This is a genomic window from Enterobacter sp. 6722112, from assembly GCF_058661685.1.
The window spans coordinates 2,466,684-2,484,898 of the sequence record NZ_JBZWGR010000007.1 but is presented as its reverse complement, the minus strand read 5'-3'; the positions used below and the strand labels follow the sequence as shown (position 1 = coordinate 2,484,898).

The 18,215-nt window shown below is 53.2% G+C and carries 19 protein-coding genes and 2 pseudogenes; 6 read left to right on the top strand and 15 right to left on the bottom strand.

Features of this window, described 5'->3' with window-relative positions:
• The gene (locus AC4OVU_RS13385) at positions 1 to 213 is read right to left on the bottom strand and encodes a hypothetical protein (RefSeq protein ID WP_048208446.1); all 213 of its coding nucleotides are present in this window, start codon (positions 211 to 213) and stop codon (positions 1 to 3) included.
• Positions 200 to 829 (bottom strand): annotated as a pseudogene (locus AC4OVU_RS13380) (chromosome partitioning protein ParB); the annotation flags it as partial. The gene AC4OVU_RS13385 and the pseudogene AC4OVU_RS13380, both read right to left, overlap by 14 nt.
• On the opposite strand from AC4OVU_RS13380, the pseudogene AC4OVU_RS13375 reads away from it, so the two are divergent.
• A pseudogene (locus tag AC4OVU_RS13375) lies at positions 818 to 1,450 on the top strand (LysR substrate-binding domain-containing protein); the annotation flags it as partial. The pseudogenes AC4OVU_RS13380 and AC4OVU_RS13375 overlap by 12 nt on opposite strands.
• Positions 1,451 to 1,455: 5 nt before the next feature.
• Here the strand turns inward: AC4OVU_RS13375 and AC4OVU_RS13370 are convergent.
• The 6 genes from AC4OVU_RS13370 to AC4OVU_RS13345 form a co-directional block, all read right to left on the bottom strand.
• Positions 1,456 to 1,926, bottom strand: coding sequence for a hypothetical protein (locus AC4OVU_RS13370; protein WP_045910790.1), 471 nt, complete (start codon positions 1,924 to 1,926; stop codon positions 1,456 to 1,458).
• Between the two features lie 165 nt (positions 1,927 to 2,091).
• Positions 2,092 to 2,808: an ABC transporter ATP-binding protein gene (locus AC4OVU_RS13365; RefSeq protein WP_110293163.1), complete on the bottom strand. Its 717-nt coding sequence runs from the start codon at positions 2,806 to 2,808 to the stop codon at positions 2,092 to 2,094.
• Positions 2,805 to 3,680 (bottom strand): ATP-binding cassette domain-containing protein, encoded by an 876-nt coding sequence (locus AC4OVU_RS13360; protein ID WP_110293164.1) that lies wholly within the window; start codon positions 3,678 to 3,680, stop codon positions 2,805 to 2,807. The genes AC4OVU_RS13365 and AC4OVU_RS13360 overlap by 4 nt, the downstream gene beginning before the upstream one ends.
• A complete protein-coding gene (gene livM / locus AC4OVU_RS13355) occupies positions 3,677 to 4,951 on the bottom strand; it encodes a high-affinity branched-chain amino acid ABC transporter permease LivM (RefSeq protein WP_110293165.1) in 1,275 nt (424 codons plus the stop codon). Before livM ends, AC4OVU_RS13360 begins: the two co-directional genes overlap by 4 nt.
• An 11-nt stretch (positions 4,952 to 4,962) precedes the next feature.
• The gene (locus AC4OVU_RS13350) at positions 4,963 to 5,877 is read right to left on the bottom strand and encodes an ABC transporter permease subunit (RefSeq protein ID WP_110293166.1); all 915 of its coding nucleotides are present in this window, start codon (positions 5,875 to 5,877) and stop codon (positions 4,963 to 4,965) included.
• A gap of 68 nt (positions 5,878 to 5,945) precedes the next feature.
• Positions 5,946 to 7,067 (bottom strand): branched-chain amino acid ABC transporter substrate-binding protein, encoded by a 1,122-nt coding sequence (locus tag AC4OVU_RS13345; protein ID WP_032654017.1) that lies wholly within the window; start codon positions 7,065 to 7,067, stop codon positions 5,946 to 5,948.
• A gap of 411 nt (positions 7,068 to 7,478) precedes the next feature.
• On the opposite strand from AC4OVU_RS13345, the gene AC4OVU_RS13340 reads away from it, so the two are divergent.
• Positions 7,479 to 8,147, top strand: a complete 669-nt coding sequence (locus tag AC4OVU_RS13340) for a YecA/YgfB family protein (RefSeq protein WP_003859671.1) — start codon at positions 7,479 to 7,481, stop codon at positions 8,145 to 8,147.
• Positions 8,148 to 8,463: 316 nt separating this feature from the next.
• Here AC4OVU_RS13340 and tyrP read toward each other — a convergent pair whose 3' ends face one another.
• Positions 8,464 to 9,675 carry a tyrosine transporter TyrP gene (gene tyrP / locus AC4OVU_RS13335; protein WP_045342371.1) on the bottom strand — a complete coding sequence of 404 codons (1,212 nt, stop codon included), beginning with the start codon at positions 9,673 to 9,675 and terminating at the stop codon, positions 8,464 to 8,466.
• Positions 9,676 to 9,866: 191 nt separating this feature from the next.
• Between tyrP and AC4OVU_RS13330 the strand changes: the two genes are divergently transcribed.
• A complete protein-coding gene (locus tag AC4OVU_RS13330; RefSeq protein WP_003859673.1) occupies positions 9,867 to 10,103 on the top strand; it encodes a YecH family metal-binding protein in 237 nt (78 codons plus the stop codon).
• Between the two features lie 36 nt (positions 10,104 to 10,139).
• On the opposite strand, the gene ftnA is transcribed toward AC4OVU_RS13330, so the two are convergent.
• Positions 10,140 to 10,637 (bottom strand): non-heme ferritin, encoded by a 498-nt coding sequence (gene ftnA, locus AC4OVU_RS13325; protein ID WP_003859676.1) that lies wholly within the window; start codon positions 10,635 to 10,637, stop codon positions 10,140 to 10,142.
• Positions 10,638 to 10,837: 200 nt separating this feature from the next.
• The gene (gene yecR / locus AC4OVU_RS13320; RefSeq protein ID WP_015570249.1) at positions 10,838 to 11,176 is read right to left on the bottom strand and encodes a YecR family lipoprotein; all 339 of its coding nucleotides are present in this window, start codon (positions 11,174 to 11,176) and stop codon (positions 10,838 to 10,840) included.
• 245 nt (positions 11,177 to 11,421) lie between these two features.
• Between yecR and AC4OVU_RS13315 the strand changes: the two genes are divergently transcribed.
• A complete protein-coding gene (locus AC4OVU_RS13315; protein ID WP_003859680.1) occupies positions 11,422 to 12,060 on the top strand; it encodes an RpiB/LacA/LacB family sugar-phosphate isomerase in 639 nt (212 codons plus the stop codon).
• 42 nt (positions 12,061 to 12,102) lie between these two features.
• Here the strand turns inward: AC4OVU_RS13315 and AC4OVU_RS13310 are convergent, their stop codons facing one another.
• Positions 12,103 to 13,521, bottom strand: a complete 1,419-nt coding sequence (locus AC4OVU_RS13310; RefSeq protein WP_017384426.1) for an MFS transporter — start codon at positions 13,519 to 13,521, stop codon at positions 12,103 to 12,105.
• 214 nt (positions 13,522 to 13,735) lie between these two features.
• Here AC4OVU_RS13310 and azuC point away from each other — a divergent pair, with 214 nt between their 5' ends.
• Positions 13,736 to 13,819, top strand: coding sequence for a stress response protein AzuC (gene azuC, locus AC4OVU_RS13305; protein ID WP_003859682.1), 84 nt, complete (start codon positions 13,736 to 13,738; stop codon positions 13,817 to 13,819).
• A 106-nt stretch (positions 13,820 to 13,925) separates the two neighbouring features.
• Positions 13,926 to 14,177 carry a DUF2766 family protein gene (locus tag AC4OVU_RS13300; RefSeq protein ID WP_003859683.1) on the top strand — a complete coding sequence of 84 codons (252 nt, stop codon included), beginning with the start codon at positions 13,926 to 13,928 and terminating at the stop codon, positions 14,175 to 14,177.
• A gap of 80 nt (positions 14,178 to 14,257) precedes the next feature.
• On the opposite strand, the gene AC4OVU_RS13295 is transcribed toward AC4OVU_RS13300, so the two are convergent.
• From AC4OVU_RS13295 to AC4OVU_RS13285, 3 genes are all read right to left on the bottom strand, one after another.
• The gene (locus AC4OVU_RS13295; RefSeq protein WP_129541382.1) at positions 14,258 to 15,601 is read right to left on the bottom strand and encodes an anaerobic C4-dicarboxylate transporter; all 1,344 of its coding nucleotides are present in this window, start codon (positions 15,599 to 15,601) and stop codon (positions 14,258 to 14,260) included.
• Positions 15,602 to 16,177: 576 nt separating this feature from the next.
• Positions 16,178 to 16,681 (bottom strand): non-heme ferritin-like protein, encoded by a 504-nt coding sequence (locus tag AC4OVU_RS13290; protein ID WP_045911142.1) that lies wholly within the window; start codon positions 16,679 to 16,681, stop codon positions 16,178 to 16,180.
• A gap of 256 nt (positions 16,682 to 16,937) precedes the next feature.
• Entirely contained in the window at positions 16,938 to 17,963 is a 1,026-nt protein-coding gene (locus tag AC4OVU_RS13285) for an IS630 family transposase (RefSeq protein ID WP_040118421.1), read from the bottom strand.
• Positions 17,964 to 18,215: the final 252 nt, after the last annotated feature.

Sequence of the window (18,215 nt, the reverse complement as noted above, 5' to 3'; positions counted from 1 at the left end):
TTAGGCTTGTGCGTGTTTAAGCGACGTAGTATCCGCAACCTGCGCCGCCACGTTAGTACGGAGATTACGCAGTTCCAAAACAGCTACCTGCACTGCATAAGCGAACATAGCAGCAGGGCGGTCACTCACTTTTTCACTATCTCGTTGCATGTTGACAGCAATAGTCATCAGTTCATCCAGCTGTTCACCGGTCATTGGTTTATTGACTGTCATGATTTTGCTCCTGCTGCAATTTGTGTTGCTTAACGAAGTGGGCCACAGCCTTTGACTGGCTGGCGACAATGGTTTTGTCATCCATGTCCAGCCAAACGGTTTTACCGCGATACAGTGAGGCCCGACCAATTTCCTTACCATCGAGCATCACATACAGAGATCGTCCGCGAATTTCTGTTGTCGGTACTGGTTGTGACAAGCGATAGAGTTCACGTGCTTCAGCAATGGCTTTATGTTCGTCAATAATCGACAGCGCCTCGGCTAGGGCAGTGCCTTCAAGAGTGAAGACACCTTCATCACTGATCGTGGCCTGAGCCATCAGCTCAACGAAACGGCGCGCGTTCTTTACGCTCAGCACTGGCGCGATAGAGCTACGGGTAACTTTCGTTTTCCCCTGTGCAGCCGCTACAGCTTTATCGTGTTGGAGTACTTTCCCGGCCTGTTCGCCATACTCCATAACGCGATCAACCGCGACATCGACTGAAACAGCACCGGATTTAACCTCCTGCTGAACGTCATGGTTCGCCGTGCTGAGGAGCAGCAGCTTTTCGACGGTGGCCACAGACTTATTCACCAGCTTTGCTATCTCGCTGGTGGTCTGGTTACCCTGACCATGAGATGGCTTCTCGACGTGCTGCGATCTTTTCGCAACAACCATGCAAAACCACAGGTTGAGATTGCCAGCGTCTGGATGGACATTGACACCGTTGATTTCAATCTTGAGCCCTACGATTGCGCCATTCTTCTCGGCAATGGGCGTTTTGGTGACACAACGGAAAGCCAACTGCTATTTCATGAATGGCTTATCCCGGTTTGTACTCCATCGCTTATCGAACCGGCCCGGCAGCGGCTTCCGCAATGCGATCTGATCCATCCTTCACCGGACAGACGTGACTGGCGGCGCTGGCTGCGAAGAACAGGATTGTTCCCGGGGCTCGATATGAGCAGCGGTATGGTGTTCGATACCCTTGAACAGGGAAGTATTGCCGCGATGAACGGGCACGGCATCGCTATCGCCGACCTGCATCTCACGCTTGATGCCCTGAAAAGTGGCCTGCTGGGCCTGCCTTTCAGGGAAGCTATCGCGACGGGGGATGGCTACTACCTCGTCTGGCCAAAAAATTCACTCAAAAGAGAGAGCATTCAGCATCTTCTGGCCTGGCTGCAAAACCATACCCCGGTCGTTCCGGCGCTGGATATCGATTATCTGGAATACGATGACAGTCGGATTTATTAATACCGTTATGAATAAGATATATTTGCCATCTTTTTATAACGTTCTGGCAAAGCGCTGTTCAGGTTGAGCACCTTATCCAGAATATAAAATGCTGGCGTGTTTTTCTGTTGCTCAGCGTCAATAATTGCCGCACGTAATAGCGTGGCGGCAGACGAAATCTTGTGAAAATAGTCCTCAGACTCGGGCGTCTGTAATTCACCAGAAGTGGCGTAACGCACGTCCGGCCAGCCAGAGAAGTTGAGCAGCGGGAGAGGGTTGCCTGCTTCGGGCTGACAGGATGAAAGCAACGCAGCTGCTTTTTGGGGATCGCGATAGGCAACTGAAAGCATATACGCGCGCTGCGAAAACGGTAACAGGGCGTCAGAATGATTTTTGGTGGAGATAAGCAGGGTCATAAAATTCGCTAAATCGCCATCTGATGGAATTTCAGATGGCGATATAATTTTCATTAACTGAAATAAAGCATCAAGTGTCATGTTTGCCCCGGTTCCTCTCATTATGACTATTCAGTTTGCGCCTGAATGTTTTAATTGGCCCACCGTCAGGGTAGGTCGAGAGGATAATATTGGAAGGCGTGCGTTTTTGAAAAACGATTAATAATGGCAATCACTGTGAGTTTTTCTCACTATAGCCTTTTCGTTTCACACGCCACCCAGATACGCCTTCCTCACCTCCGGATTCTTCAGCAACGCCTCGCCGCTGCCGCTTAACCGAATCTGCCCGTTAACCATCACATAGCCGCGGTCGGACAACTTCAGCGCGTGGTGCGCATTCTGCTCGACCAGAAAAATCGTCATTCCGTTACGGGCCAGTTCGCGCAGCGTCTGGAAAATCTGTTTAACCACGATTGGCGCGAGGCCGAGGCTGGGTTCATCCAGCAGCAGAAGTTTAGGACGGCTCATCAGCGCGCGGGCGATAGCCAGCATCTGCTGTTCACCGCCGGAGAGCGTCATCGCCCGCTGGTTACGTCGCTCCTTGAGGCGGGGGAAGAGGTCGAACATGCTTTGCATATCTTCCGCTGCATGCTGATTGCCGACGGGGATTGTCCCCATCAGCAGGTTCTCTTCTACAGACATATCCGGGAAAATGCGTCGTCCCTCAGGTGCCTGCGCGATGCCGCCGGTGGCAACATAGTGGGTGGATTTGTGGCTGATATCCTCGCCGCAGAAGAGGATCTGCCCGTTGCGGATCCGGGGCTGACCAAAGACAGACATCAGTAATGTTGACTTCCCCGCGCCGTTAGCGCCAATCAGGGCCACGGTTTCCCCTTTGTTAACCTCAAGCGAAACCTGCTTCAACGCCTGGATCACCCCGTAGAAAACATCCACATCCTGAAACTGAAGCATCGGTTCGCTCACAGATTTACCTCGCTTTCGTCGGTGCCCAGATACGCGGCAATCACTTTTTCATTGTGCTGGATTTCAACCGGTTTACCTCTGGCAATCACATCGCCATGATCGAGCACAATGATGTCATCTGAAATGCCCATCACCATCCCCATATCATGCTCGATCAGCAAAACCGTGATGTCATGGTGGTCGCGCAGGAACCGGATGATCTCACTCAGCTTGTGCGTTTCCACCGGGTTCAGGCCGGCAGCAGGTTCATCGAGACAAATCATCTCCGGGCCGGTACACATGGCGCGGGCGATTTCGAGGCGTCGTTGCTGGCCATAGGACATTTCCCCGGCCAGACGGTTCGCGCAATCCACCAGATCCACCACCTCCAGCCAGTAAAACGCCCGGTCCAGCGCATCGTTCTCTGAGCGACGATACGCAGGGGTGTTCAGCACCCCCGCCAGCAGATTGCGGTTGACGCGCATGTGCTGTGCCACCAGCAGGTTTTCCACAACGGACATCTCGCGGAACAGGCGGATGTTCTGAAACGTGCGCGCAAGACCCGCGCGGTTCACCAGATGCGTGCCGCCAAACATCTTATAGAACAGGCGTTGACCAAGCTGCGCCGGGTTGAGCCAGTCGCCCGGCTGGAATTTCTGGCCGAGCACCTGAATGACATTGGTGGTTTTATTTCGTGCATTGAACAGAATGTTGCCGCCGGAGGCCCGGTAGAAACCGGTCAGGCAGTTAAAGACGGTCGTTTTTCCCGCGCCGTTAGGCCCAATGAGTGCGGTAATGGAGCCGCGCTGCACCTCAAGATTGACGTCGTTTAAGGCCTTGATCCCGCCGAAGTGCATCATCAGATGTTCTACACGTAAAATCGTTGCGTTCATGGCGCCACTCCTTTACGCACGGCAAATCCGCTGCGGTTGATGCGGATCAGACCGCGAGGACGCCAGATCATCATCACCACCATCAGCATGCCAAACAGCAGCACGCGATATTCCGCAAAGCTGCGCAGCAGTTCCGGCGTGACGGTCAGCACAAAGGCGGCCAGTACGACGCCGACGGTGGAGCCCATCCCGCCCAGGACCACAATGGCGAGGATCAGGGCCGATTCAAAAAAGGTGAAAGAGGTCGGGTTAACAAACCCCTGGTAGGTGGCAAAAAACACCCCGGCGATACCTGCCGTCGATGCGCCCAGGGTGAAGGCCGAGAGTTTGACCAGAACGTGATTCAGCCCCATTGAACGGCAGGCAATCTCATCCTCACGGAGCGCTTCCCACGCCCGTCCAATGGGCATTCGGGTCAGCCGGTGTTTAATGTACAGCACCAGCATGACTACCAGGAACAGCACCGCATAGATGAAGATAAACTTCAAGTTGGGGTTATAGGTCAGGCCGAAGAACTCGTGGAAGGGGACGCCGCCTTCTTTGGCGCGTCGGCCAAACTCCAGACCAAAAAAGGTCGGGGCAGGGGCTGAAACGCCGTTAGGCCCGCCGGTGAAGGTGAGCCAGTTGTTCAGCACCAGGCGGATGATCTCGCCAAACCCGAGCGTGACGATGGCGAGATAATCCCCGTGCATGCGCAGCACCGGAAAGCCGAGCAGGGCGCCCGCGCCCGCGGCCATTAGCGCCGCCAGCGGCAGCATGCTCCAGAACCCAAGCCCCAGATACTGATACCCGAGCGCCAGCCCGTAAGCGCCGATGGCATAGAAGGCGACATAACCCAGATCCAGCAGCCCTGCCAGGCCAACAACAATGTTCAGCCCAAGACCGAGCAGGACGTAGATCAGTCCGAGAATGGCAACCGTCAGAACGTATTTAGTGGCCACAAACGGGAAGCAGATCGCCAGCGTGACAATCAGCGGAATGATCCAGCGCATGGGACTTTTATACGCCGGCGGCCGGACATACACCCCCGCATTGTCGGATTCAAACTGTGCCTGTAAACGTCTTCCGGCCGCCGTAGCTGAAAACGCGCTCAGCAAAAAGCGTCCCACCATCACCGTGCCTACAATCCACGCCAGCCGCTGGCCGTCAAAGGTAAAGCTGTAACCATCCAGTATCACGCCCGCAATCGGGCCGAAAATAATCAGAGCGATCATTCCGGAAAAAATCGAGTCCAGAATGCAGCGCTTCAGGGAAAAACCGTCAGAGGTCATCGCGTTGTTCCTTACACTTTAGCCACGACGGGGCGGCCCAGCAGCCCCTGAGGACGAAAGATCAGAATTAAGACCAGCAATCCAAACGAGAACACGTCTTTATAATCCGAGTTCACCATCCCGGAGAATTGCGCTTCTGCGACGCCCAGAATCAGCCCGCCAAGCATCGCACCGGGCAGAGAGCCGATGCCGCCCAGCACCGCCGCCGTAAAGGCCTTGATGCCGATAACAAACCCGACGTAAAAATCAAAGGTGCCGTAATTCATGGTGATTAGCACGCCCGCCAGCCCGGCCATGGCTGCGCCGATAATAAACACCAGCGAAATAATTCTGTCGGTGTTGATACCCAGGATGGAGGCCATCTTACGATCCTGCTGTACCGCACGGCACATGCGTCCTAAGCGGGTACGGTTGATAATCCAGGTCAGCACCAGCATGCCCGCGAACGAGGCGATGAGAATAAAGACTTTGGTATAGGTTATCTGGACAAACCCTTCGCCGAGGTGAAAACGCAGCACGCCATCAAGCATGGTGGGCACGCCCTGCTGGCGCGGGCCCTGGCTGAGCTGGACGTAGTTTTGCAGTATCAACGACATCCCGATGGCCGAAATCAGCGGTGCCAGACGCGTCGAGTTGCGTAGCGGCTTATAGGCGATGCGCTCAATCGTCCAGCCATAAACGCCGGTGACCACGATGGTGAAAACCAGCGTCCCCAGGATCAGCAGCGGAAAGGAGTGGAGTCCAAAAAACGCCAGCAGGGCCAGGCCAATGGCCGAGAGATAGGCGGAGATCATATACACTTCGCCGTGGGCGAAATTGATCATACCCATGATGCCGTACACCATGGTGTAGCCGATGGCGATAAGGCCGTAGACCGAACCCAGCGTTAAGCCATTAATTAATTGTTGCAGGAAGAATGTACTCATGGTCGCGCACCTGAATAAAGGGTTACGCCGACAGTCAGACCTGCCGGCGCTGAGCAGATTCCGTCCCGTTAAGGCACTTCTTTATATTTGCCTTTGTCATCCCACTGATAGACCACGTAGTCAGAGACTTTGAGGTCACCTTTGCTGTCCCAGGCTTTTTTACCCATTACCGTGTCGACAGGGTTGGCCTTCAGCCACTCGCTGGCTTTTGCGGAATCCGTCCCTTTCGTGGCCTTGAATGCCGCCGCGATAGCCTGCACAGACGCGTAGGCGTAGAGGGTGTATCCTTCAGGTTCAAATTTACCGGTGCGGAATTTCTCGATGACGGCTTTTCCGTCCGGGATCAGGCGCGGATCTTTACCGAAGGTCATGTAAATACCGTTGGTGTATTGCGCCCCACCGGCGGCGGTGACCATCTCTTCATTGACGATACAGTCTCCCGAGAAGAACTTCGCCTGCACGCCCTGTTCACGCATCTGGCGAACCAGCGGGCCCGCTTCCGGGTGACAGCCTCCGAAGAACACCACGTCCGGTTTTTGTGCGCCAATTTTGGTCACCAGCGCGTTAAAGTCTTTCTCCCCGCGGGATAACCCTTCGTACATCACCTCCTTCACGCCGCGTTTCGCCAGCGCCGCCTTAGTGGCGTCCGCCAGCCCCTGGCCGTAGGTGTCTTTATCGTGGATGATGACCACCCGTTTGGCTTTCAGCTTATCAAGAATGAAATCGCTGGCGACCTGGCCCTGCTGGTCGTCACGTCCGCACATGCGAAATATATCGCTCATGCCACGTTCGGTAATAAGCGGGTTCGTTGAGCCGGGGGTGATGGAGAGGATCCCTGCATCGCTGTAGACCTCGGAGGCGGGCATGGTCGACGAGGAGCAGAAGTGGCCGACGACCGCTTTCACCTTATCCTGATCGACTAAGCGGTTGGCAACGGCGACGGCCTGTTTGGGCTCGCAGGCGTCGTCGCCCTGAACCAGTTTGATTTTCTCACCGTTGATCCCGCCGGCGGCGTTAATGTCTTCCGCCGCCTGCGTAGCGCCATGCCAGTATTGATCGCCGTAGGTTGCGTTCGGGCCTGTGAACGGCCCGGCCACGCCGATGACGATATCGGCCTGCGCGGAAAAGGCCGTCACCAGACAACCGGCGAGCACCAGGGAGAGGGGAGTTTTGATAAATTTCAGCGACATTATTATGTTCCTTAGCAAAGAGGTTTTTGCACCAGGTATAAACCCGAACGCCTGATGGCATCGTAAATCCAAAAACAAGAGCGAGAACAAAATGCACTTTAGAAGCAATCTCATGCTTAATACGGCGAGGATCCCACGCACCGCGAAGCGCGCAGAACATTAAGCAAAAAGGTTGCCAGAATGGTTAATCCCTTGACCGGGTCACAACACGTTGAGTATAGAGCGCCGTTTTATGCGCCTTTGCGGGATGAGATGAATTTACAGCGGAGATCACATCTCCTTAACAACAAAGCCCATAAGTTGTGCAACGGTCACGATTTGCACGTTTTTGCAGCAATAAAGACCTAAACTTCAGATAGGCACACGCGGCGATCTATGTCAGGATCGTTTTTTTTATCAGGAGTATCAGCAATGGCTGAAGGCCCATTAAATGAAAGCGAGATGGCGTGGCTGGAAGAGACATTAATCTCTTACGGTCACGACGATGCATCCGTGATTGACGTGTCCGAACTGGACGGCATGCTTACCGCAGTACTTTCCGGTCCCGTTGTGGTGGAGCCCGACACCTGGCTGGTGGCGGTCTGGGGTGGTGAGAAATATATTCCGCGCTGGAAAAACGATCGTGAGATGAACCGTTTTATCGATCTCTGCTTTAAGCACATGAACGATATTGCCGAGCGTTTGAGCGAATACCCGGATCAGTTTGAACCGCTGTTTGGCTATAACGACGTTGACGGTCAGAGCTATACCGTGGTGGAAGAGTGGTGCTATGGTTACATGCGCGGCGTGGCGCTGACGGACTGGTCATCCCTGCCGGAAGCGCTGGAAGCGGACCTGGCGGTGATTGCCCTGCACGGGACGGAAGAGAACAGCGAGAAGCTGGATGCGCTGACCGAAGAGGAGTACATGGCCAGCATCGAAAGCATTCAGCCTGCGGCGCTGCGTTTGTATAACTACTGGGTGGCTAACCCGCAGCAGCCGGAAGCGAAAAAGCCGATCGTGAACGGGTCGAAGGTGGGGCGTAACGATCCGTGCCCGTGCGGGAGTGGGAAGAAGTTTAAAAGCTGCTGCCTGCATTAAATCATTAATTACTGTGGCCTGAATGGGGCACGGGTGTTGAGTCCCCGCTAAAATCGGCGAACCGGAGACCAGATGACAAAGGCTGGACGCCATGGATGGCGGCCAGAGGCGAATCGAGACAGGATGTCGAGTTGAGCCGACCGCAGGCAGATGGTCGGGAGGTGAGCGCAGTGCGAAGCACCGATTTTCCGCGGGGCCGCGGGGATTGATAAGGGGGCCGCGGCGGCCCCCTTATCCCGTTCACATGCTGTGAAAAAATTATATTCTGTTGATCTTAATGTGAACGGAACAGTACCTCAGGACCTGTATAAATAAGTTATCCCACTTCCGGCAGCATCCCCGCTGCAATCAGCACCTGCACCAGAATAATCACCACCCCACAACCAAACACCACGCACAGCATTGGCGTACCGCCCGCTACGCGATACCCCTGCTGCGGATGTTGCTGGCGGCTCTTCCACGCCAGCAGGGAAGGCAGCAGCAGGGCCAGTACCGATAACGCCACGCCAGCATACCCCAGCGCCATCACAAACCCGCGCGGGTAAAAGAGCGCGAAGGCCAGCGGCGGCAGGAAGGTCATCGCCCCCGTCTGTAAGCGTCCGGCAACGGTATTGCGACGCTGGAACAGATCCGCCATATAGTCAAACAGGCCAAGCGCCACGCCGAGGAAGGAGGTTGCCAGCGCCAGGTCTGCAAACAGATGTACCGCCAGCTCCACGTGTGAAGAGGCCACCACGTTACGCAGGGCAACCAGGAATCCATTCAGACCAGAATGCTCTGCCATCAGGCCGATAAAGGTATTGGAATCAATACTGCCCAGCGTCACCAGCTGCCAGAACAGGTAAGCAATCAACGGAATGGCGCTGCCGATAACAAAGACGCGGCGCAGCTTGCGAATATCACCGTTCATATAGCTCACGATGCTCGGCACGCTGCCGTGAAAACCGAAGGAGGTGAAAATAACCGGGATGGCCGAAAGCGCCAGACCTTTCTCCAGCGGGAGGGAGAGCAGGTTAATCTTGTGAACATGCGGTGCCAGCAGCACCAGCATCACAATCAGGAAGAGAATTTTGGCGCTGAACAAAAAACGGTTAAACAGATCGACCAGCGATGTGCCCGCGCAAACCACGCCGCCACCGATCAGCGTAAAGACAATGGCGCCTGTTTCCGGTGAAAGTGACGCGCCGAAGCCGTCATTGATACTTGACGCAATCAACTCCCCGGCGCCGCTGATGTAAGCGGCAGTCAGGGCGTACATCAGGAACATCATGCTGAAACCGGTGATCCACTGCCCGTAGCGTCCAAGATAGCGTGCAGCCAGGGAGCCTAAGCCAGTATCGGCAGGGACATGCTGATAAACCTCCAGCAATAATAGCGCGGTGTAACACATCAGGGCCCACAGACCGCCCAGCAGCACTACGGTAACCCCAAACCCGACGCCGGCGGCAGCCAACGGCATGGCCAACATTCCTGCGCCAATTGTCGTTCCGGCGACGATAAAAATACTTCCCAGAGTTCTGTTCTTCACGCTTTCCTCTACAACGCTTCCATACCGCGACTCATTCTGCGGCGCAGAGTAAGGGAAAAGCACCATCTCGTCAAATCACCGTTACATAGGGTGTAATAATTAATTTACAAAAAGAAAAGGGTAACCTGAGCCAGCGCAAAGCGTGCCGTGGAGGGAACGTTTAGTCTGCTTTTTATTTGCGAGAGGTAACCATGTCAATTCACGGACACGACGTGCTGAATATGATGATTGAGTCAGGTGAGCGCTATACGGAGGAGAGTCTGGTTGAGGCGATACATGCCCGCTTTGGCGAAGCGGCGCGTTTCCATACCTGTTCAGCTTCGGAGATGACGGCCGCGGAGCTGGTGGCGTTTCTGGCGGCGCGCGGAAAATTCATTCCGGCAGCAGACGGATTTTCCACTCACGAAAGTAAAATTTGCCGCCATTAAATAATGCGGTGCTGAAAACTCAGCACCGCTTTTCTGTTAATTCTGGGTATCGAGCGTCGACAGCTCTTTATCAATGAAGTACAGACCTTCCCCGGATTTACCTGCCAGAGATAATTTATCCAGCACGGATTTAAACAGCTTCTCTTCTTCGTGCTGTTCAGCCACATACCACTGAAGGAAATTAAAGGTTGGATAATCCTGGCTGGTCATGGCGGCATGAGCCAGTTCATTAATTTTCTGGGTGATCAGCTGTTCATGCTCATAGGTGGCGCGGAACAGTTCATCAAGAGAGCCGTATTCGGCAAAAGGCGATGCCACGTTATCAATGCGCGGCAGGCTGCCGGTGTCCGTCAGGTAATCAAACAGACGCTGCATGTGCGTCATCTCTTCCTGGGCATGACGACGCAGGAAGGCGGCCGCCCCTTCAAAGCTGTGATAGCTGCACCAGGCGCTCATCTGCTGATAAAGCAGGGAAGAAAAAAGCTCAAGATTCATTTGCGCATTGAGCTTGTCGATCATTTCAGTTTTTAACATGGTGCAGCTCCGGTTTATTAATTCTGGTTCACGATGAGCGACACTATAATTTGTTATTTAATTATTTGCAAAAAGTAAAATAAATATTTCTTTATTAAAAATACGAATGGGAATAAAACGCATTGCCGCCATTTATATTTATTAATGAGAATTGTTTTAGTTCTTATTAAATAAACTGCCAGCGTGACTGGCAGTAGCGGTTAATACCACGGATTCTGGCTGGAAGAGGTAACAGCATATCCCTGACATTTATACTGAATGGTCACACTTTCGTTCAGACAGAGTGAACCGCTGATCAGGGTGCAGGTTTTAATTGGCTGCCCGTAGGCTGACGCAGTGGCGTAGCCCATATGTTGACAGGCTTTGGTTGCCGTACCGTTATTAACATACTCATCAGACCAGGCGTTTTGCAGCATGGCCTGGCCATAGTCGAGGCGCACAATTCCGTTTGGGGCATCCGTACTGCTGACTTCTGCCTGACGGTTGATACTGCACCCGGCGAGCAACAGGATCGTTCCGGCTATGATTACACGTTTCATGGTTCACTCTGCGTGACGGGAAATACGCCATTGTAACCAACGCGATGGTACGCAATGGCTGGAATAGCCGGAGGATCTGCCCTCTCACTGTGCAACGAGCCGGGCCACCGCGCGAAATTGTGAGCGCATCTTTGTTTTTTAAAACAAGTTTTCACTTAATTTGAAAGTGCGTTTGTTTGATAGTAAGGTTAAGTTGAAAAGGTATCCACAGCGGGATCGCCCGCCATGCATTCAGGAGAGACAAGATGAAAATTGCACTGATGATGGAAAACAGCCAGGCCGCTAAGAATCCCATCATCCTTAATGAGCTGAAAGCCGTTGCTGATGAGAAAGGTTTTCCGGTCTATAACGTCGGTATGAGTGATGAGAACGATCATCATCTCACCTATATTCACCTGGGCATCATGGCGAGCATTCTGCTTAACGCTAAAGCCGTTGATTTTGTTGTTACCGGCTGCGGTACCGGGCAGGGCGCGCTGATGTCCCTGAACATCCATCCGGGTGTGATTTGCGGTTACTGCATCGATCCTGCGGATGCTTTCCTGTTTGCGCAAATCAACAACGGTAACGCGCTTTCTCTGCCGTTTGCGAAGGGCTTCGGCTGGGGGGCAGAACTGAACGTACGCTTTATCTTTGAGAAAGCCTTTACCGGACGCAATGGCGAAGGCTATCCACCAGAGCGTAAAGAGCCGCAGGTGCGTAACGCCGGGATCCTGAACCAGGTGAAAGCGGCGGTGGTGAAAGAAAACTATCTGGATACCCTGCGAGCAATCGATCCTGAGCTGGTTAAAACCGCCGTATCAGGCCAGCGCTTCCAGCAGTGCTTCTTCGAGAACTGCCAGGACAAAGAGATTGAAGCCTTCGTGCGCGGTATTGTTGGCTGATTTACTTTGCCGGGCGGTGCGTTGCCTGCCCGGCAGATAGCGTTACTTTTTCGATGAGACCGCGCTGCCCGCATCTTTAGTCAGCCGCAGCGTGTCAACCATTCCCACCAGGCAGATCAGCGCGATTGCCACAAATGCCAGCCGGAAGCTCATTCCCGGCATACCGGCAATCCCCATCGCCTCACTGACTTTTTCCCCGATACGAATACCAATCGCCCCGAGCGTGATCCCAAGCCCCACGGCAAGCTGCGTTGCGGTTGAAAACAGAGTATTGGCATAGCTCATCTGCGCCGATGGCACATCCGCAAAAGCCAACGTACTGATGGCTGTAAACTGAATCGAACGGAAAACGCCGCCCAGATAAAGGATCAGCATGATGAGCCACGCGGGCGTCTGCGGCGTAAGAAACGCGCAGGCCAGCAACGCCAGGACATTCAACGCACCGTTAATCAGCAACAGCCGCTTAAACCCCAGGCTGCGGATCAGCGGCGTCGTCGCCGGTTTAATGGTGAGATTGCCAACGAAAACCGCCAGCACCAGCAGGCCAGAATGGAACGCGTCCATGCCAAAGCCGACCTGGAACATCAGCGGTAACAGGAACGGAACCGCGCTGATGGAGGCGCGAAACAGCGATCCGCCGTACAGGGTGACGCGAAACGTCGGCACCTGCATCGCATCGAGCCTGATCATCGGCCAGGTTGCCCGCTTAAAGTGACGCAGCGCCAGGCTTAAGGCGACGACACCGACGATAAACAGCGTGGCGGTTAATCCTGTTCGCAGAGGCTCTGCGCCCATCAACTCCATCGCATAAACCAGGCTCACCATGGCAAGGGTGGTGACAACAAAACCCGGTAAATCAAACGGTCGGCGCGTATCTTCATGCAGGTCTGGAATGATGCGCAGTGCCAGCAAAATGGCGATTATCCCCAGCGGCACGTTAATAAAGAAGATCCAGCGCCAGTCGGCATAGCTGGTAATGAACCCACCCAGCGGCGGGCCGATGATCGGCGCGACCAGCGCAGGCCACGTCAGGGTGGCGATTGCCGTGATGAGCTGATGTTTTGGCGTGGTGCGTAGCACGGCCAGGCGACCTACGGGCACCATCAGCGCGCCACCCATGCCCTGGAGGACGCGCATCGCAACGAACTGATCGAGCGTGGTGGACAGGCCGCAAAATACCGAGGCCAGCGTGAAGATCGCCAGCGCGAGGGCAAACACTTTTCGCGCGCCGAAGCGGTCGGCGATCCAGCCGCTGGCGGGGATCAGTACGGCCAGGGTGATCAGATAGGCGCTGATGCCGATATTCAGATCCACCGCCTGGTCGCCGAAGCTTTTTGCCATATCCGGCAACGCGGTGGCGATCACCGTCCCATCCAGAAACTCCATAAAGAAAGCACCGGCCACCAGCAGCGCCGCAGGCGATAATCCACGGCTTTCTTTGCCGGATACGTTTTCACTCATTCTCTTCCTGCCCGCTCAAAAAATTTTATAAACATTTACTAGAATTTATAAGCCTGTAACGTGCGGATTTATCATGGCTTTTTTTAACAAACCAGCAGCACTGAGGGTTTAATAACCGTGACGCAAGTCACAAAATGGTTGATTTTTGTGATGGTGGTCATATTATAAGCGTATTGACAATAACACCTGCATAACACGTTACTGGAGCAACATAATGAAACTGCGCAAAATCCTGAAAAGCATGTGGGCAAACTACTGCACAACGTTTAAAGACGTCCCACCGGGTGCGATGTTCTGATAAAAAAACCTGCTTCGGCAGGTTTTTTTATGTCTGCGGACGACGAGAGGGAGATGGAAGGGCGTCTGTTTTGCTACTATGGCGGCCTTTGAATAAGGAGAACCCCATGTCACAAAACCTGAGCGCCGATCAGGAACTGGTATCTGACGTCGTCGCCTGCCAGCTGGTTATCAAACAAATCCTTGATGTAATTGACGTTATCGCGCCGGTAGAAGTGCGCGAAAAGATGTCGACCCAACTGAAAAACATCGATTTCACCAACCATCCTGCTGCGGCGGACCCGGTTACGCTCCGCGCGATCCAGAAAGCGATTGCGCTGATTGAACTCCGCTTCACACCGCAGGGCGAGTCTCACTAAAATAAACCGATGTTTTAAAATTAGAAACTCTTTTCTGCTTTTACGTCGAAGGGCGACAGAGCCTGTCGCCCGCAGAAGGATCAGAAGAACGTCTGCACCAGCAGATAGCTCACCACGCAGGCACAGCTGACGCCAATCAGCCCCGGCAGAATAAAGCTGTGGTTGATGATGAATTTACCGATGCGGGTGGTGCCGGAGCGATCGAACCCGATACAGGCCAGATCGCTCGGATAGGTGGGCAGCACAAAGTAGCCGTAGGATGCCGGGAAGAAGGCCACCAGCATTTTCGGATCGATGCCCAGCATCAACCCCATCGGGGCGACCGCGGTCAAGGCCGCAGCCTGGCTGTTGACCAGTTTTGATACCAGGAACAGCACGATGGCATACGTCCAGGGATGACTTTTCACCACCCCCTCCAGCGCCATTTTCAGCTCGTCGAGATGCGCCTGAAAAAAGGTATCGCTCATCCACGCCACGCCAAACACCGAGAAAATCGCGACCATCCCCGCCTTAAATACCGCCCCGTTTGAAATGGCCGGCGCATTCACCTTGCAGGTCATCAGCATGATGGCCCCGGCGATCAGCATCATCATTTGAATGACAAGGTTCATCGACAGGGCTGTCGTTTTCCCTTTGATCTCAAACGCCGGACGCAGCTCGGGCAGCGCACCCAGCAGGACCACTACGGCAATCCCGGCGAAGAAGATCCACGTGGACCAGTAGGCCTGTTTCGGGAAACGTTGATCCATCAACGTCTCCGTTCCTCCATAGATAAACTCCCGCTGTTTCGGATCTTTCAGCTTTTCCTGAAATTCAGGATCGTCTGCGAGGTTTTTCCCGCGACGCAAGCTCCACAGTGCCGCAATGGCGACGCCAGACAGTGAGGCCGGTACGGAGACCGCAAGAATTTCGAGGATCCCCCACGCGTGGCCGATACCATGCTGCGCACCCAGAATCGAGACCAGCGAAACGACGGCCACGGAAACGGGGGAGGCGGTGATCGCCATCTGAGATGCCACCGAGGCCACCGCCATCGGCCGTTCCGGGCGTATGCCTTTTTTCAGGGCGATATCCGCGATAATGGGAAACATGGTGTAGACGACGTGCCCGGTCCCGCACAGGAAGGTCAACATCCAGGTGGTAAACGGTGCGAGAAGGGTGATGTGCTGGGGATGTTTACGCAGCAGGCGCTCTGCAAACTGCATCATTACATTCAGGCCACCGGCGGTCTGTAGCGTGGCGGCACAGCCGATGACGGCGAGGATCGTGAGCATCACGTCAACCGGCGGTTTACCGGGTTGCAGACCAAAGACAAAACTCAAAACAAACAGGCCGATGCCGCTTATCAGCCCCAGGCCCATCCCGCCGAAGCGGGTGCCTATCAGCAGGCAGAGGATAATGACAATAAACTCAATGGTGATCATGATGCTCCCTCGTTAATGAATGTAATTAAACAAATCATTACACGATGTATGGTTATTCATTGGGAGCAAGATCTGATTTGTTAAATGTCAGCAAAAGCAGGGAGTTGGTACCCACTCCCTGACGGGCTGAGGGATCCCCAGTAATTTGAAAGCAAAAGCGATAACGTTGCCTTCAGAATAACTGAAGGCTTTCAGCGATGCCCTGGTCCGGCTGTAAATCGCTGAGGCGTTTCCTGTAGGCCGGGGCGAGGCGCAGGGATGCGCCGAGAGGGCGGGCTTTACAGGGATGTTACCTCCGCCCGTCCCCGATAAGCCGGAAGGAATAAGCCGAAGGTACCGCGAAGCGGCGATTTTACGCCGGAAGCCCGGGTCGCCAGGGTGGTGGCGACTGAGCCACCCTGGCACGTTCACCGGTTATGCCGTGACAGAGTAGCAAGGAACATAAAGTGAACGGAATGACCACCAGAGCCGTATGTTCCCCCTCACCCCAGCCCTCTCCCTCAAGGGAGAGGGGGCCGTCTGTGCAGGCATTATTTTGTGGGGAACTCTCAGCCCTGACGGGAGCGGGTGAAGGACTTAGTGGTGTTGCACGGTCGCAATGTCGAGAAGATGGCGGTCCGTCTGCTCCAGACAGATCCCCGCGCGTTTCGCATTGCGGATTTCATCTGCGAGCGTCTTCAGCAGCATGCCATCCTGCTGCTGCTCTCTGTCCATATCGCGTAAAAACTTGAGGGTAATGATGTCCTGTTGCGCCTTGGCTTCATCAGCCAGTTTGCTCAGCTTCGCACAGCGTTGCTCATACTCTTCGAGCGTTTTCTGAAACAGTTCTTCCAGAGAAGTGTAATTATCTTCAATCGTTTCAAGCTCTTTGACGGTAGGGTTTGCCCCGACAGCTTTCAAAAAGTTAAAGACGCGCATCATGTGCGTGACGTTACTTTGCGCCTGAGTACGAAAGAAGGTGGCAGTGCCGTTGAGGCTTTTTCTGGAACACCACGCGCTCAAATGCAGATGCAGATTTGAAGCATAAAACTCCAGGTTCATCTGGGCATTCAGTTTTTGCATCATCGTTTGGGTAGTCATTCTCATATCCTTATTGACTGTGGGACTTGATGTCCGCTACTTAACCTGACCCGGCAGGTATTGACGATTGAATGGCAGAAATAGATTTCTGCAAGGTAAAAAACTCGAAAATTCACTTCCTGTGTTCGATTTAAATAAGCATACGCTTCTCTTTGACTTAAGAAAACTCTTAATAAGGCTGTGTTTACCATACATTACAAATTTAAATATAGCCCAGAATAGAAAGAGGGTTAAGAGATTGTATACCCAATAAACCTCAAGATGCAGGTTTGAGCACCTGAAAATGATCGTTAATTCGGGACGTCAGAAAACCCGCTATCCCCGGTAACGTATGGCTGAAAAATTCAGATATTGCATCCCTGAACTCCCTGCTGTTGCTGAAGTAGCGGTTATTCCGGGCATGTTCGTTCATTAACTTCCACATTCGTTCTATCGGATTCAGGTTCGGGCTGTACGGCGGGAGGTAATGAAGTTTTATATTTACCACCTCCGCCCAGTCTTTCACTAACTGTGAACGGTGATAACCAGCACCATCCAGAATAACATGAACTTTCTGCTGATAATCTGGATAAATTTTACGTATCTCATTGAAAAAACGAGATACGTTGTATTCATTAACCGTTTTATATTCGCAGATTAGCGGATGTTCCGGGGCCTTCAGATTCAGCGCCCCCATGATATTCAGCCGTGTACGACTACCTGTTGTTTTTACCGCTTTTCTCTGGCCTTTACGTATCCAGCCATAACCTATTTTGGTGGCCTGAGTCGGATGGACAGCATCAATAAAAAGAACCGGTTCATCACCTGCGGTGGCTTTGAGTTCCTCATAATATTCAATGAATTGCTTTTGTTTCTCTTCACTGAATTTATGCGGGACGCCTGACGGTTTTTTATAGGTGAAGCCGTTCCGGTGCAGCCACTTATTCATTCCCGGAATGCTGAAAACGATGTTCCATGTCCGCGCGACAAACGCGACAATATCACGGGTATGGTAAAATAAATTGTCGGATAAGTGGCTGATTAAAAAAGCCGTTTGTTCAGCGCTGAGTTTGCTGTCTGAGCCGCCATTTTCGGGCTTCAGCTTGCCTTTGTTCAGAAACTCGCTGATATGGTGGTCAACAGTAGTCTGATGCAGGCGTAAAGCCTGAGCGATCATGGCCGAACTCCAGCCCTCGGAGGCCAGAAGAATGGCTTTAATGCGATCGCAAACGCGCTTATCACGACTGGAGTCATGAAGACGCTCAAGTTCAGCTTTTTGTTGGTCAGTGATAAAGATTTTCATGGGGACAGCATGATCTCCTGTTGCTGAAAAATCAAGCGTCTTCAATGATCACGGGTATATTTAATATAACTTGTTGATTTTAATGGGTGTAAAATTAATATCGCTCATTTTTATCGTTTCAGGAAACGTTCTTTGGCGGGAAATTCTGTAAAAGTGTTAAATCAGAAATAATATCTGCAAATATATCCTGTCGTATCAAATTTGAGCTAAATCAATTTTCACTCAATATACGTTTCTGTGATCGCGTCGCAA

Coding starts and splice junctions, on each gene's coding strand:
- AC4OVU_RS13360 (WP_110293164.1), bottom strand. CDS start 3,680: ATGAACGCAACGATTTTACGTGTAGAACATCTGATGATGCACTTCGGC.
- AC4OVU_RS13285 (WP_040118421.1), bottom strand. CDS start 17,963: ATGAAAATCTTTATCACTGACCAACAAAAAGCTGAACTTGAGCGTCTT.
- AC4OVU_RS13370 (WP_045910790.1), bottom strand. CDS start 1,926: ATGACACTTGATGCTTTATTTCAGTTAATGAAAATTATATCGCCATCT.
- AC4OVU_RS13310 (WP_017384426.1), bottom strand. CDS start 13,521: ATGAGTGAAAACGTATCCGGCAAAGAAAGCCGTGGATTATCGCCTGCG.
- AC4OVU_RS13290 (WP_045911142.1), bottom strand. CDS start 16,681: ATGACTACCCAAACGATGATGCAAAAACTGAATGCCCAGATGAACCTG.
- ftnA (WP_003859676.1), bottom strand. CDS start 10,637: ATGTTAAAAACTGAAATGATCGACAAGCTCAATGCGCAAATGAATCTT.
- AC4OVU_RS13315 (WP_003859680.1), top strand. CDS start 11,422: ATGAAAATTGCACTGATGATGGAAAACAGCCAGGCCGCTAAGAATCCC.
- AC4OVU_RS13295 (WP_129541382.1), bottom strand. CDS start 15,601: ATGATCACCATTGAGTTTATTGTCATTATCCTCTGCCTGCTGATAGGC.
- azuC (WP_003859682.1), top strand. CDS start 13,736: ATGAAACTGCGCAAAATCCTGAAAAGCATGTGGGCAAACTACTGCACA.
- AC4OVU_RS13350 (WP_110293166.1), bottom strand. CDS start 5,877: ATGAGTACATTCTTCCTGCAACAATTAATTAATGGCTTAACGCTGGGT.
- AC4OVU_RS13345 (WP_032654017.1), bottom strand. CDS start 7,067: ATGTCGCTGAAATTTATCAAAACTCCCCTCTCCCTGGTGCTCGCCGGT.
- yecR (WP_015570249.1), bottom strand. CDS start 11,176: ATGAAACGTGTAATCATAGCCGGAACGATCCTGTTGCTCGCCGGGTGC.
- AC4OVU_RS13340 (WP_003859671.1), top strand. CDS start 7,479: ATGGCTGAAGGCCCATTAAATGAAAGCGAGATGGCGTGGCTGGAAGAG.
- AC4OVU_RS13385 (WP_048208446.1), bottom strand. CDS start 213: ATGACAGTCAATAAACCAATGACCGGTGAACAGCTGGATGAACTGATG.
- livM (WP_110293165.1), bottom strand. CDS start 4,951: ATGACCTCTGACGGTTTTTCCCTGAAGCGCTGCATTCTGGACTCGATT.
- AC4OVU_RS13300 (WP_003859683.1), top strand. CDS start 13,926: ATGTCACAAAACCTGAGCGCCGATCAGGAACTGGTATCTGACGTCGTC.
- AC4OVU_RS13330 (WP_003859673.1), top strand. CDS start 9,867: ATGTCAATTCACGGACACGACGTGCTGAATATGATGATTGAGTCAGGT.